Raw genomic sequence first — 14,377 nt, 5'->3', positions numbered from 1 at the left:
AACCAAGCTAAAAACTGAACCTTGACAACAGATAGTAGGGGGTTTTGTTCAGAAAAGAATTCAAATTCGGCCTTGAACGAGTAAAACTTTCTAGGAAATAAGGTTGAACATGAGATTTTTTCGACTTGTTCAAAGTGGCCGTCCGGCATTCGGACACTCAAAACGGACGGGTCGAAAGAGTCAGACTTAAGCAATTAAGCGTTTTTCGCTATCTGCGTCAACCCCGTTCAGCGACCACCCTAAAAAAGTGGCGTGGTGAGGAATCGCCGTCCGTTTTACGGCGGCGAGGATGTCAATAACTGACGGTGATAATCGCCCCATAACCGGGCTGCCTGTTGACTACTGCCCGCAGTGGGAGAATTATTATCATTCCCTAACCAAATGCCTGTCACCCAGTCGCGACGGGGAAGATAGCCGATAAACCAGAGATCCACATAATTATCCGTAGTTCCCGTTTTACCCGCTTCTCCCATGCCAATACTAGCAGCGCCTCCTGTACCATTAGTTATCACCCCCCGCAATAAACTATTCATCGTTTCGGCGGTTTTAGGGGAGATTACCTGCTGATTTCTATCGCTATCCTTGCCATAGTCATAAATAACCCGACAGGTACTCAAATCCTCCACATTTTTACAGTCGGAAGCGTCGAGAATGCGTTTAATGGCGTGGGGACGATTCCAGCGCCCGCCATGGTCAAAAACCCCATAAGCGCCGGTCATTTCTAAGACATTTACCTCGCTTTGCCCTAAAATTAGCCCCGGTACGGGATTTAAAGGTGATTTTACCCCCAAAAGTTCCGCCACATTGACCACATTACTTAATCCTGCCTCGCGAGCAATGCGAAGGGCGACACTATTTTCCGATCGCGCTAAACCTTGAAACATATTGACCCCCCCGCTACTGCGTTCACAGGGAGAATAGGCTTGTCCTTGCCAAGAGAGTCCAGCGCAGGTATAGGTTTTATAGGGCGATATTCCCTGTTCTAGGGCGGCAGCATAAGCAAATACCTTAAAAGTGGAACCGGGTTGACGTTTAGCTTGGATAGCGCGGTTAAATTGGCTTTTTTGATAATCAACTCCCCCGACTAAAGCGAGAATTTCCCCAGTTTGACTGTTTAGGGTAACTAAAGCCCCTTGGGAGTATCGATAGCGGGGTCCTTGCTTTAAGACATTATTTTTTAAGCTTTTTTCTGCGATCGCTTGCAGCCGGCGGTCTAAACTGGTTTCAACGATAAAATTGCCCTCTTTAGCCACTTCTTCGCCTAAAAGGTCCTGTAATTCCTCGAAAACGTAACTATAAAAATATGGTGCAATCGTACTAGATAGGGATTTTTTGGCTTGGGGACTGATTTCAATGCGAGATCTGCGGGCGCTGGCCGCCGCTTCCGGGGAAATCATGCCTAATTGGGCCATGCGATCGATGACACGATTGCGTAATTGTACGGAAGTGTCGTAATCTTGAATGGGATTAAATCGATTCGGGGCGGGTAACATGGCCACAAGAGTAGCAGCCTCGGAGATATCTAAATCTCTAGCGGATTTATCGAAATAAAAGCGGGCCGCATCTTCAAAACCGTAACCGGCCAGACCGAGATAAACTCGATTGAGATAGGTTTTGAGAATTGTATCCTTACTATAGACCGCTTCTAATTGTAAAGCGACCACAGCCTCCCGGAGTTTGCGATCGGCAGTATTTTGGCGACCGACTTCGGGGAATAAACTACGCGCTAACTGTTGAGTCAGGGTGCTGGCCCCTTGACGAATGCCTTGACCTTGCCAATTAATCATAACAGCCCGGACAATCCCCAAAGGATCAACGCCAAAATGCCAGTAAAAACGACTATCTTCGGAAGCGACAACCGCCTGGGGCAGATAGGGAGAAAAATCCCCCAGATTATCTAATTCTCGGTGAGTTTCCTGTCGAATGGGATTGAGGGGAGTTTGACCATCCCTAGGGTAAACCACCACCGGACCGCTCACCCCGGAAGGGAGTGGATAAACATTAACTTTGCGACTTTCCCAGATAACCGCTAAAACTAATAAACCGAAAATACCACCCGCACCATAGAAACCATAGCGCAAAAGTCGCGCCCACAGGGGAGGGGGACAGTAATAGGAGATGGTGACACAATTGGCTAAGTCTGGGGGGGCCAGGGTAAAGCTATCACCATGACGCAGGGAAACGCTTTTGAGACGACGTTTACCCATATAAACCCCGTTGGTGGAGTTTTCATCTGTGAGCAGGAAATGATGGGGATTTTTCGGGTCACGCTGGAGGGAACAATGAATCTGACTCACCACAGTGTTACGGATAGTAATATCACAGGAACTGGAACTACGACCCAACAAATAGCGATCGCCGATAAGGGGATATTTGCTTTCCCCGCTGCCATTCTCGTTTTTAAGGCGTAATTCAGGAACTCTCGCCCCTTTTTTGAGATTTACCGCCTGAAAATTCACCTTTCCTTGCAATTTCTGCACGGCAACGGTGACAAGTTGACTAATTTGGGTTTTCGGCGACTGGTTAGACATAGTTTTTATCAGTTATCAGCTTCTGAAGGCAATAGGCAATAGGGGAAGTGGGGAAGTGGGGAGTGGGGAATTTCAACTAAAACCCCAACACCCTAACACCCCCCGCAACGCGCACGCAGTGACCACCCTAACACCCCAACACCCTAACACCCTAAAACCCTAACACCCCATCTCCCCAATTCCCAATTCATACCCAATATCCCTAAATTGACATTTTAGCCTCTAAAGCTTTGAGGTATTCCGTATTGACTCCCGACTCGCGAATCAGAGCAATTTTACCGGTACGGGCCACCTCGCGAACGCCAAATTTATTCAGCATTTGCATAATCGCCACCATTTTACCCGGATCCCCCACCACTTCGATGGTCAGGGTTTCCTCGGAAATATCCACAATCCGCGCCCGGAATACCTGCGCTAATTCGATCACTTCGGCCCGGCGCTCGGCGGTAGCATTAACTTTAATCAGCATTAATTCCCTTTCCACACAGGGGGTTTGGGTGATATCCTGCACCTTGAGGACGTTAATTAATTTGTAAAGTTGTTTGGTTAACTGTTCGATGCTGTCCTCATCTCCTGGTACTACCATCGTAATCCGAGAAACTCCCATCTGTTCGGCAGGACCCACGGCCAGACTTTCAATATTAAAGCCGCGACGGGCGAATAATCCAGCAATACGGGTTAAGACTCCCGCTTCATCTTCAACTAATACGGATAATGTGTGTTTCATGGCGCTCTATCTACACAACCTAGATTTCCCCATTTTGACACTCCCCGCGCTAAAGCGACGGGGATTCTTGGTTCCAAGAGATTACTTGCTTAGACAGAATTACTTCTGAAAAAGTAGAGGTATTCTCTCCCCAAGCGTTCATCGGGTCTAGCCCAAAAGTTCCCGTATGCCCTACGGTACTTAACCCTTTTTTAAGGATATTAATAGCGGCGTTTTCATCCCTATCTAAAACACACCCACACTTACACTGATGGGTTCTAGTCGATAAAGATTTTTTAACAACTTCACCACAGTTTGAACAGTTTTGGCTTGTATAGTTCGGTGGGACAGCAATCGTTATCTTGCCGAATTTAACCCCAAAATACTCCAGCCATTCTCGAAACTGATACCAGGCCGCATCATTGATCGATTTAGCTAAACAATGATTCTTGACTAAGTTCTTAATTCTTAAATCGACCTGGGCTATCACATCTAAGAAGCGAACTAAGCACCTTGCTAACTTTACAGCAAAGTCTTTACGTTGCCTACTTATTTTAAGATGAGCCTTAGCCAATCTTTGTCTAGCTTTTTGACGATTTTTACTTCCCTTTTTCTTTTTAGATAATCGTCTTTGAAGTCGTTTTAATCTTTTCTCGGACTTTTTTAAAAATTTAGGATTGTCAACTTTATTACCTTCATGATCAGTATAAAAAGAAGCTAATCCCACATCTATTCCGATACACTTACCTGATGGTTTAACATCCTCTTTTACTTCACAAGAGAGAACAAATTGACAATAATAGCCGTCAGCACGTTTAATAAGCCTAACTCGTTTAATGTCAGACTGCTGAAAGTATCCTAAGTCCCAAGTCCCTTTTAGTTTAAGTGTTCCAATCTCCTTTTTATCACTGAAATGAATGGTTTTAGGGTTAAGAAGCTTCCATCCTGTTGTTTTGTATTCAACCGAGCGGGAAAACTTTTTAAACTGAGGATAGCCTTTCTTTCCGATTACCTTCTGCTTACAGTTGTCAAAGAAACGGGAAATAGAAGACCATGCCCTTTCAGCCGATGCTTGCCTTGCTTGAGAATTTAATTGACTAGCAAATTTAAAGTCATGGGACAAAACTCGACAATAAGCTGATAGATCATACTTATTTACACCTTTGTTGTCCATCCAATACTTTAAGCATTTATTACGGATGAATTGAGCGGTGCGGATAGCATCGTCTATAGCCTGATACTGTTTTAATTTAGCCTCAACTTTAAACTCTAGGACAAACATTTACTCTAAAATTTTAAGAATAAACTTATTTTAACACATTAAATATTAAACTGACAACCCATCACCTAAAAGCCGCCCTCTGCTACGCGGGCATGGCGGGGAACCTTAAACCCAAGTTTTCGGTAAGACAGGAGACAAGGCCGGAACAGTTTGTCTTCTCTGAGGGATTCAGGTAGAAACCTCTACTCTGTCAAAGTTTATATCCAATCTTCCTCATCCCCTTTGTTTACCTCCCGCTCTTGGTTTTCATCCTGGGCGGGGGGCGTAATAATCCGATAATTGACATCGTAAACTTGCTCGGCTTTTTCCCCGCGAGTCTGTTTGGCCGTGCGGTAACTATAGGAATAAACTGAGCCAGTTTGATAACTGTCCTCTGGAGGCTTGACAAAATTCGCTTTTTCCCCATCAGCAACCCTAGGCGGGAATTCTTCCCGATCCTGAATGGTAGTCGGTTTTTCGGGGGGTGCATCAAAATTCCAATCATCACCGCTATCTCTTTCCCAATCGTTACCCGGTGGAGAAGCGGCGCGATCTTGAATATAGGTAGGTCGGGGAGATGGGGGTGGGACTTGAGGATTATTGGCTATAGGAGGGGAAGCTTTTGGGGCGGCCAAAGGACGACCAAAACCATAGAGAAATTGCAGGGTGAAACCACTGATAATTCCCGCTAGGGTGAAAAGTAACACCCAGACCGCTAGGGGCAGTTTTACCGTCATAATACCGCCAAAAAAGACCAAAGTGATCACCCCCAGATTCTGCCAGATCAGTAATCCGCCTACAGCGATCGCAAATAAGACCATAATCCAGCCCATTTTTACCTCCCTTGATTCAGTGATCAGTAAACAGTAAACAGTAAACAGTGATCAGGTATAAAGATAAAGATAACTAACTAACTAATTAACTTAAAACTTAGATCTGATAACTTACATCTGATAACTGATAACTGATCACTGATCACTGATCACTGATCACTGTTAATGTCCTTGCCAGCGATTAATGGCCACACAATCGATATCTAACTGATCGAGAGTACGAGCGATGACAAAATCTACCAAATCCTCGATCGATTGGGGATGGTGATACCATGCCGGTATTGCTGGCACGATTCTAACGCCCGCCTCGGCTAAAGTGGTTAAATTACGCAGATGAATTAAACTAAAGGGGGTTTCTCGCGGTACTAAAACCAATTTTCTGCCCTCCTTCATCTGCACATCGGCCGCCCTTTCTAGCAAATCGGAACTTAATCCCCCCGCTAATTTGGCCACTGTACTCATGCTACAGGGAATAATTACCATACCAAGGGTGCGATAGGACCCACTGGCGATCGTTGCCCCCACATCGCCCCAACGATGACAGCGTAATTTTCCCCCTTCCATCACCCCGCATTGGCCGCGCCAAAATTGTTCTTGCAGCTCTGGTTCTGGAGGCATCCGCACATTATCTTCTGCTTGCCAGACAGTGTAAGCTGATTTGGAGGCCACTAGATCGATCGTGTAGTCGGCTAAAAGTAGATATTTGAGAGTACGGACGGCATAAATCAGCCCTGATGCCCCCGTAACGCCCAAAATTAGCGGTTTAGATAATTCCTTCAAGCTCTAATTCCTCGATCAATTGTAATCCTCTCGGGTCGCCCACTTTTAATAAAGCACCCCTGGCATCTTCCTTGACACCTAAATCCTCATCTTCCACCAAGGCCTCGATCAAAGCATCGATCGCCGTGGCATAAATCACATTTAAGGGCAATTCTCGGCATAATTGACCGATCGACCAAGCGCAATTACTCCGCACCGCCGCGATTAAATCTCGGCGCAATCCTTCAATTAAAGGCGGCAAGACGGTGATGATATCTTCATAATTGACCTTGGCAATCTGGGCCAAACTACTGGCGGCCCATAATCGCACCGCCGAAATATCAGTTTTGAGAGCATGAACCAAAGGCTCGATCGCTCTGCGCTCTCCGCAGTTACCTAGGGCCCAAACTACCCCTTTTCTGACGTAACCATTCCAATCTCTGGCCAGTAGCTCGATTAAAGGCTCCACGGCGCTAAGACTGGGATTTCTGCCCAAAGCGTAGGCGACACTGACACGCACTAGGGGACAGACATCGCTTAACATCTCCAGTAAAGGAGCGATCGCTCTTTCGTCACGCAATTCACAAAAGGCGCGGGCCGCGATCATTCTCTCGCTCAGATGAGCAGAAGTAAGCAATGAGAGCATTTCCTCTGGATCGGGGGGGATTTCCGCTGCTTGATCTGGATCGCTCCCATCGAGAGGATTATTTAAGGAGTTGCTAGGGTCTAGGATTTCATTGTCGTACATACTTGTTAGATTATCTTAATCCGTGACCGCTTACGTCAAGCCCAAAATCAAAAAGTAGTTGCTGATTGGGGGGACTTTTCAGTAATCAGTGATCAGTTATCAGTGAACTGAAGGCAAGAGGCAACAGGCAAAAGAAAGAATCTGGCAATTCTCCTACCTAAAAAGAAGGTTATAAACTAAGTACATCAAAGCTTTCAGCTTACCAAATTAGGTTACACTTCATCTTGACGAGAAGGGCTACATTTACAAAACCTAGCAGAATAGGAAGTAAATACAGGGCTAATTTTATTGTTTTTCCGATGCCAAGACGCGGATTTGAACCGCGGACACGAGGATTTTCAGTCCTCTGCTCTACCAACTGAGCTATCTCGGCGTTTTTTTTGTCCTTTCTCAATATAGCACGCCCTCGAAATAATTGCAAGGTTTTTTTCTAAAAAGTTTTCTGCTCGACTAGATTGGCAAGGTGAGGGTAAAAGTGGTGACAGCGTTGGCACTGGTGACATCGATGGTGGCATTCAGGGGTTTAATCAGTTTGCGGACTAAAGCTAAACCTAAACCAGTACCACTGTAGCGCCAGGGATCGTGGTTAGGAATGCGATAAAAAGGGGCAAATATTCTTGATAATTCCTCTGGGGCGATTTCTACACCCCCATTGCTCACAATAATTAATATTTGCTCCCCCGCACGCTTCACATTTACCCTAATTATCCCTCGTTCTGGGGTGTATTTAGAAGCATTGGTAAGTAATTCCGCTATTATGCGCTCGATATGACACAGACTGGTGTTAATCTCCGGTATATCCCCATCTATATCTAAAATTAACTGCTGTTGTCGCTCACGGGTGAGATGACGAAAAGGTTCCACTAATAAGGGTAGCCACGAAAGTAAGTCGATTGCTTCGATCGCTGGGGGTTCTGTTTCCGCATCCAGATAGGTTAAAGTCAACAGATCATTAACTAACTTACTCTGACGCTGAGATTCAATGTTAAGAATTTGCAACAGTTGACCGATCGAATCCTGTGGATCGATCTCGATCCCTTGATCTTCTAGGAGACTTTCCAGGGTTTCCACCGCTAGACGAATGCTGGTAATCGGGGTTCGCAGTTCATGGGAAAGGGTTTTCAGGAATTCGCTTTTTAATCTTTCCAGTTTTTCTAATTCCCTCACTTGTGCTTGGGAAGATTCGTAAAGTCGCGCCTGTCGAATAGCGATCGCACATTCGGTGGCAATATGTTGAATCAAATTAGTTTCTAAAGAGTTAAAAATATGATTAGCTGGTCGAATTAGCCAAAGATTGCCCAAAAAACCCTGATCGTCAAAGATAGGACAAGCACAACGGTTAACACGACCAATTTGCGGATTACCAAGGGGAAGACGATCAACAAATTGTAAAATTTGTTTGTGCAGCAGCGGTTGATAGATTTCGGGAAAATCGCTAATTTGACGGGTAATTCCCTGACAGATAAGCTTTTGAGTGGTATATTCGTGGACAATGGTGGCTTTGCTGCGACTGGGATCATAAAGCTCAATTTGGGCCCGTTCTACGGGTAAAACCTGGACTAATTCCCTAGTGGTGGTTTGCAGAATATGATTTTCATCGAGACTATCGCGAATTTTTTCGGTAATCCGTCCGATTAATGCTTCATACTTCAAACTCATCTGCAATTCGGCGGTTCTTTGCTGAACCTCCGATTCTAGGGCAGTATTCAAGCATTTTACCCGTTGGTGCAGTTCTGCTTGTTGAATGGCAATTCCCACTTGAATGGCTAATTGTTTGAGCAGATCGATTTCTTGGGATTGCCAAGAGCGAGTTTTTTGGCAATTTTGGGCAATTAGTAACCCCCAGAGTTGGTTATCGCAGAGAATTGGCACCACTAAGTTAGCCTGTACTTGCAAAGAAGTAAGTAAGTTGCGATAACAGGGATCAAGTCCCGAATTATGGACATTTTCAATAACTTGAATTCTACCGCGACGATAATTTTCCAGACGTTCTGGGGATAAATTAAAACAGGGATCCTGTATCCTGTTTCCTAAGACAGAATTAATCCTCTCAGTATGGGATTCCACCACAATCATGCCACTATGATCGGGGAATAAACGATAAATTAACACTCGATCGCAGTTGAGAAATTGTCGCACTTCTTTAACAGTTCTTTGCAAAATGCGATCAAGATCCAACGATTGCCGGATTCTTTCCTGCATTACCCCCAGTAGTTGTTCTCGTTCTGCTTGTAATCTTAAAGCTTCTTCGGCCTGTTTGCGTTCGGTGATATTGGTACTGGTTCCCACTAAACGATAGATACGCGCATTGTTATCCCGTAGGGGTGTTAAAGTTGTTAGCCACCAGTAGGGTATATTTTGAAAAGGTAAATACTGTTCGTAGGAAATAGTCGTTCCGTAACGTACACAATCACTATAGTGTTGCCGCACACTACGCGCATCATCGGGGGGAAGGATTTGTTCGGGAGTTTTGCCTTTAATATCTGATGAGCGCAGTCCTGTCCAGCGTTCATGAACGGGGTTGGCCCCCACATAGCGAAAATCTCTATTTTCCAGCACGTCCACCACAAAAATCGACGCTTGCACGGAATTAAATATACTACGCAGAAACTGCTCGGAATCCTCCTCTTGTAGCTGTCCATCTAACTCGGTATCGATTGCTGATGGCTGCTTTTCCATAAGAGCCTCCTATTGTGCTAATTGGTGGATTTGGATCGATAATCACAAAATCGTTGGCTACTCCTAGAGCGATTTAATTATTTTTTAAGATTCTCGCACGAATTTTCCTATCCGCTGCCGATTTCGATATATTTCTTTGCAAAAACGAGAAAGCAACCCCAATATACTGAGATCGCTTATCAGTGATCAGTGATCAGGTTTAAGTTTTAAGTTAAGTAGCTAGACACAATTAATTACACATATCTAACTACCTTTTCCATGAGTGCCTCTTGCATGAGTGCCTATCCTAACCAAGAAGTTAATTTTGTCCTATTACTTATCAGAGTTCAATTACAGCGTTTCTCATCAAGACGAAGCATAACCTAATTTGGTATCGACGACCGGCTCTCCAAAAGGAGAACTTCCTACCTCACCATTAGGATAACTGTTTTAATTAGCCAATTATTTTCAGTGATCACTGTTCACTGATTACTGATTACTGATCACTGAATTTAGGCTTCTTGGTTGACAAAAGGCAATAAAGCCATTAAACGGGCCCGTTTCACCGCTTCAGTTAAATCTCGCTGTTGTTTAGAAGTTAAACCGGTGATACGTCTAGGCAGAATTTTGCCGCGTTCGGTGATGAATTTGCGGAGGAGTTCGGTGTCTTTGTAGTCAATCGGTTGACTAGGGGAGATGGGAGAGAGACGTTTACGATAGTAGCTCATAGATTTGTAAAGATTGCTTGACTTTTTAACTAAAGTGTTTTTACTTAATTTCCTTGTGGACGGTGTGCTTATTGCAGTGGGGACAGTATTTCTTGATTTCCAGTCTGCCGGTGGTATTGCGCCGGTTTTTGCTGGTGGTGTAGCGAGAAACGCCGGGGGTACGCTTATCGGGATTACTGCGGCATTCCGTGCATTCTACAGTGATGATCAGGCGAACGCCTTTTTTACTAGCCATAACAACAGGGGATCGGGTAAATTTACACGCAATCGATCATTATGACATATCTGGGGCTTTTTAGGCAAGAGCGGCCGGGGCGAACGCAGGGAATTGTCGGCTAAAAAGTTCAGTTTGGGATGAAATCCAGCACAAAAAAGCTAGAATAATCACAGCAGTTGGCGAGGATGAGGAAAAATGACGATAAGATTGGGTAAACCGATTTTAGTGACGGGGATAGGCATTACCATCGCTTTAACCCTGGGGGAAACTCTCAATAGTAAACTGAGCGAAATCGGTTCCTGGGGTATTTTCGGTGCGTTTGTCCTTGGTGCCGGTATCTGGTTTTGGCAAAAACCCAACTCGAAAATCGATTTTTCCCCCCCCACTCCCCTGAGTCTAGAAAAGGTTAAACAAGCGATTAGCAAGGCCGAGAAGATAATTAATTATCTGGCCAAAGAAGACCCCAATCAAGACTTAACCCCACTGAAAACCACTTTAACCCAATTAAACCAAGAATTTAGTCGCCAAGACCTGAAAATTGCCATTACCGGCGCTAGAAAAACCGGTAAAACTGCCTTAAAAAAACTACTAGAAAGCGGCAACTTTGCAGAATCTATCGCTTTTCTGGAAACGGAACCGCTTCTGACTCTCGACTGCACCGCTAACCAGAAAAAGTCCCTGGCAGCCGACTTAGTTTTGTATCTGATCAATGGGGATTTAACCGATTCCGAATGGCAAATCCTCCAGCAATTCGATCGAATGCACCAGCGTGTTATCCTGTTACTCAATAAACAGGATCGTTTACCCGCCGAAACCAGAGAAGAAATTCTCCTTTCCCTAAAACAAAGACTGAAAGAAACTATTCCTGCTCATCATATTTTAGCCATAGCCGCTGCCCCGGAACCCCTAAAAGTTCGTCAACATCAAAGCAATGGGGAAATCAAGGAATGGACGGAACCCCAAACGGTAGTTATCGATCCTTTAGATAATCATCTCCGAAAAATTATCGAACAAGAAAAGTCCGAATTAGTTCTGGGAACTATCTGGAGACAAGCGCTCGAATTAGCAAAGGAAACCAAACAATTACTCAATCAATCCCGACGCAAAAAGGCTTTACCTGTTATCGAACAATACCAATGGATAGCCGCTACTGCCACTTTTGCTAATCCTCTGGCGGCCCTAGATTTAGTTTTAGCGGCAGCTACTAACGCTCAAATGTTAGTGGATTTAGGGGCAATTTATCAACAAAAAATGTCCCTTGAACAAGCAAAAACAGCCATGGCCACCCTAGGGAAGATGATGGTACAATTAGGCATGGTAGAAGTGACAACCCAGGCATTAGGAACGATTCTCAAGGGAAATGCGATTACTTATATCGCTGGTGGTACAGTGCAGGGAATTGGGGCAGCCTATCTAACTCGTTTAGCTGGTTTAAGTTTAATTGAATATTTCCAAGAACAGGAAATTAACGAGCCGCTGAATACTGATTGGAATTGGACGAGTTTGCAGAATAAAGTTAAACAGGTCTGGGAACAAAATCAGCGCCTAGCATTTTTACAGGATTTTGTCAAGCAAACGAGCGCTCGTTGGTCGGCATTTTCCAGTTAAAAAATCTATAGCAATTTCCATAGTTGTGAGGTACAGAGTCTTAGGTTTTGAGGAGTCAGTATTCAGGAGTCAGTATTCAGGAGTCAGGAGATAGGAGATTATTTTATTTATTCTCCCCACACCCCACACCCTACACCCCACACCCCACACCCCACACCCTGTCCCCACGAAAAACTTTTTCAGCAGACCCTAGTTAAGAACCGGGAAAAGGTAAATGCTGACGCAGCACATCCCAGCGCGAACAATCCCAATAATCGATATGAGAAATAATCAGATTATTGTCATCGAGAGTTAATTCACTGCCTCCAGAAATAGCGATGCGGGGCTGCCAAGGTAAAGGAGTTGTCCAGTGCAATGTCCAACGGGTATTAATAATATTTCCCTGCTGTTCAATTGCGTGGACATCCATCTTGATAGCTTGGAACCATTGACTCATAAAACCAATCATTTCCCGATAGCGTTTAATCCCCCGAAATTGATTGAGAGGGTCTTGAAAATAAACGTTATCAGCATAAATATCATAGGTTTGATCGAGGGGAAATCTTTGATAATCTTGCTGCAAAATAGCGATAATATCCATAAAGTAAGTAATTAGTTATAATTAAATTGAAGATAGATTTTGCCTTTGATCCCCCCTGCCCCCCTTGATAAGGGGGGTATCTGACAATTTTTAACAGCTACCTACTTGGCCAATTATTCCCGATAGCTATTGCCTTTTTTCACTGCTGAGGGGTCACTGTTAACTATTAAAAGATCACTCCCGTCAAACTAAAGGGACGCACTTCGGTAATTTTAACCTTAACAAATTTGCCTCGCAATTCCTCAATATCTCCCGTAAAGAAAGTTAAGCGATTGCCTCTAGTTCTTCCCATAACTTGACTAGCATCTTTAGGGTTAACGTCTTCCACTAAAATTTCCTCAATTCTGCCTAAATATCTTTGGGAACGTTCAGCGGCTTTTATGGCCACTAAATGATTTAATCTTTGTAAGCGATCGCTTTTTACCTGCTCACTTAATTGATCATCCCAAATAGCGGCAGGAGTCCCGGGACGGGGAGAATAGGCAGCGGTATTTAATTGATCAAAACCAATCTCATCGACTAATTTTAAAGTATTCTCGAACTGTGCCTCTGTTTCTCCGGGGAATCCGACAATCGCATCGGCACTAATGGCAGCATCCGGCATTAAATCGCGAATATTAGCAATAATTTGTCGGTATTTTTCCTGAGTATAGCCCCGTTTCATGGCCTTGAGGATATCATTATCCCCCGATTGAAAAGGGATATGAAAATGTTCACAAACTTTAGGTAATTCCTGACAAGCTTTAATCAAACGTTCGGTAAAATAGCGGGGGTGACTGGTGGCAAAACGGAGACGTTCAATGCCGGCCACATCGTGAACGTAGTAGAGTAAATCGGTGAAATTGTGCAGATGTCGGCCGCTTGCCGTCACTCCGGGTAAATCCCGTCCGTAGGCATCGATATTTTGACCTAAAAGGGTGATTTCTTGATAACCCTGTTGTCCTAATTGTGCCATTTCTGCTCGAATTGCCGCAGGAGTGCGAGATTGTTCCACCCCGCGCACCCCCGGAACCACACAATAGGTACAGCGTTCATTGCAACCATAGATGACGTTCACCCAAGCGGTAATATTACTATCCCGGCGCGGTTTGGTGATATCTTCCATGATGTGGATGGGTTCGGTGGCCACCACCTGGGAACCGTCAAAAACTTGTTGTAATAAGTCTCCCAAGCGGTTTGCGTGTTGGGGACCGATAATTAAATCCACTTCGGGAACCCGTCTTAATAATTGTTCCCCTTCCTGTTGAGCCACGCAGCCAGCGACCACTAGAGTAAGATCGGGTTGAGTTTGTTTGCGTTTAGCCTGTCTGCCGAGATAGGAATAAACCTTCTGTTCGGCATTATCGCGAATTGTACAGGTATTGTAGAGGATTAAATCGGCTTCGTTGGCATCCTCAGACCATTGAAACCCCAAATCTTCTAAAATACCCGCCATGCGTTCGGAGTCAGCTTTATTCATCTGACAACCAAAGGTGGTGATATGGTAACGACGTGGGGACTTATTCATGATGCTGGCTACAGAAACAAGAGTGCAGGTTTCTATTTTAGGCTATTTATCCTCTGACTTGAAAGAAGCGGTCGGCGGTCGGCAGGATTCAGGAGTCGGGATTCAGGAGTCAGGATTCAGGAGATTATTTTTATTTATTGTCCCCACACCCCACACCCCACACCCCACACCCCACACCCCACACCCCACACCCCACACCCCACACCCCACTTCCCCACACCCCACACCCCACACCCCACAC

At 44.8% G+C, this 14,377-nt stretch carries 13 protein-coding genes and 1 tRNA gene; 1 reads left to right on the top strand and 13 read right to left on the bottom strand.

The features are described 5' to 3' along the window. Window positions 1–186: 186 nt before the first annotated feature. The 11 genes from O9295_RS15500 to rpmG form a co-directional block, all read right to left on the bottom strand. Window positions 187–321: a hypothetical protein gene (locus tag O9295_RS15500; RefSeq protein WP_288033711.1), complete on the bottom strand. Its 135-nt coding sequence runs from the start codon at window positions 319–321 to the stop codon at window positions 187–189. After that, a complete protein-coding gene (locus O9295_RS15495; RefSeq protein ID WP_288033710.1) occupies window positions 276–2,531 on the bottom strand; it encodes a PBP1A family penicillin-binding protein in 2,256 nt (751 codons plus the stop codon). The genes O9295_RS15500 and O9295_RS15495 overlap by 46 nt, the downstream gene beginning before the upstream one ends. A gap of 202 nt (window positions 2,532–2,733) precedes the next feature. Beyond that, window positions 2,734–3,258 (bottom strand): acetolactate synthase small subunit, encoded by a 525-nt coding sequence (ilvN, locus tag O9295_RS15490; RefSeq protein WP_002732118.1) that lies wholly within the window; start codon window positions 3,256–3,258, stop codon window positions 2,734–2,736. Between the two features lie 49 nt (window positions 3,259–3,307). After that, window positions 3,308–4,519, bottom strand: coding sequence for an RNA-guided endonuclease InsQ/TnpB family protein (locus O9295_RS15485; RefSeq protein ID WP_288033709.1), 1,212 nt, complete (start codon window positions 4,517–4,519; stop codon window positions 3,308–3,310). Window positions 4,520–4,716: 197 nt separating this feature from the next. After that, window positions 4,717–5,331, bottom strand: coding sequence for a LapA family protein (locus O9295_RS15480; protein WP_288033707.1), 615 nt, complete (start codon window positions 5,329–5,331; stop codon window positions 4,717–4,719). Between the two features lie 162 nt (window positions 5,332–5,493). Then, the gene (locus tag O9295_RS15475; RefSeq protein WP_190722355.1) at window positions 5,494–6,111 is read right to left on the bottom strand and encodes a flavin prenyltransferase UbiX; all 618 of its coding nucleotides are present in this window, start codon (window positions 6,109–6,111) and stop codon (window positions 5,494–5,496) included. Continuing rightward, window positions 6,095–6,838 carry a HEAT repeat domain-containing protein gene (locus tag O9295_RS15470; protein ID WP_147068915.1) on the bottom strand — a complete coding sequence of 248 codons (744 nt, stop codon included), beginning with the start codon at window positions 6,836–6,838 and terminating at the stop codon, window positions 6,095–6,097. Before O9295_RS15470 ends, O9295_RS15475 begins: the two co-directional genes overlap by 17 nt. A 300-nt stretch (window positions 6,839–7,138) precedes the next feature. Then, a tRNA-Phe gene (locus O9295_RS15465) sits at window positions 7,139–7,211 on the bottom strand. Between the two features lie 77 nt (window positions 7,212–7,288). After that, window positions 7,289–9,517, bottom strand: coding sequence for a sensor histidine kinase (locus O9295_RS15460; RefSeq protein ID WP_288033705.1), 2,229 nt, complete (start codon window positions 9,515–9,517; stop codon window positions 7,289–7,291). A 491-nt stretch (window positions 9,518–10,008) separates the two neighbouring features. After that, window positions 10,009–10,224 carry a 30S ribosomal protein S18 gene (gene rpsR / locus O9295_RS15455; RefSeq protein ID WP_002770735.1) on the bottom strand — a complete coding sequence of 72 codons (216 nt, stop codon included), beginning with the start codon at window positions 10,222–10,224 and terminating at the stop codon, window positions 10,009–10,011. Between the two features lie 40 nt (window positions 10,225–10,264). Next, window positions 10,265–10,459 carry a 50S ribosomal protein L33 gene (rpmG, locus tag O9295_RS15450; RefSeq protein WP_002734724.1) on the bottom strand — a complete coding sequence of 65 codons (195 nt, stop codon included), beginning with the start codon at window positions 10,457–10,459 and terminating at the stop codon, window positions 10,265–10,267. A 177-nt stretch (window positions 10,460–10,636) separates the two neighbouring features. On the opposite strand from rpmG, the gene O9295_RS15445 reads away from it, so the two are divergent. Then, the gene (locus O9295_RS15445) at window positions 10,637–12,049 is read left to right on the top strand and encodes a slr1306 family protein (RefSeq protein ID WP_288033703.1); all 1,413 of its coding nucleotides are present in this window, start codon (window positions 10,637–10,639) and stop codon (window positions 12,047–12,049) included. 193 nt (window positions 12,050–12,242) lie between these two features. On the opposite strand, the gene O9295_RS15440 is transcribed toward O9295_RS15445, so the two are convergent. Next, complete coding sequence (locus tag O9295_RS15440; protein WP_288033701.1) at window positions 12,243–12,629, bottom strand: C6orf136 family protein; 387 nt, start codon at window positions 12,627–12,629, stop codon at window positions 12,243–12,245. Window positions 12,630–12,795: 166 nt separating this feature from the next. Further along, window positions 12,796–14,136 (bottom strand): tRNA (N6-isopentenyl adenosine(37)-C2)-methylthiotransferase MiaB, encoded by a 1,341-nt coding sequence (gene miaB / locus O9295_RS15435; RefSeq protein ID WP_288033700.1) that lies wholly within the window; start codon window positions 14,134–14,136, stop codon window positions 12,796–12,798. Window positions 14,137–14,377: the final 241 nt, after the last annotated feature.

Origin of the sequence: Microcystis sp. LE18-22.4A (assembly GCF_027531105.1) — a bacterium.
GTDB classification, from domain to species: domain Bacteria; phylum Cyanobacteriota; class Cyanobacteriia; order Cyanobacteriales; family Microcystaceae; genus Microcystis; species Microcystis aeruginosa.
The sequence above is the reverse complement of the archived record's forward strand: the minus strand, read 5'-3'. Positions and strand labels throughout refer to the sequence as shown.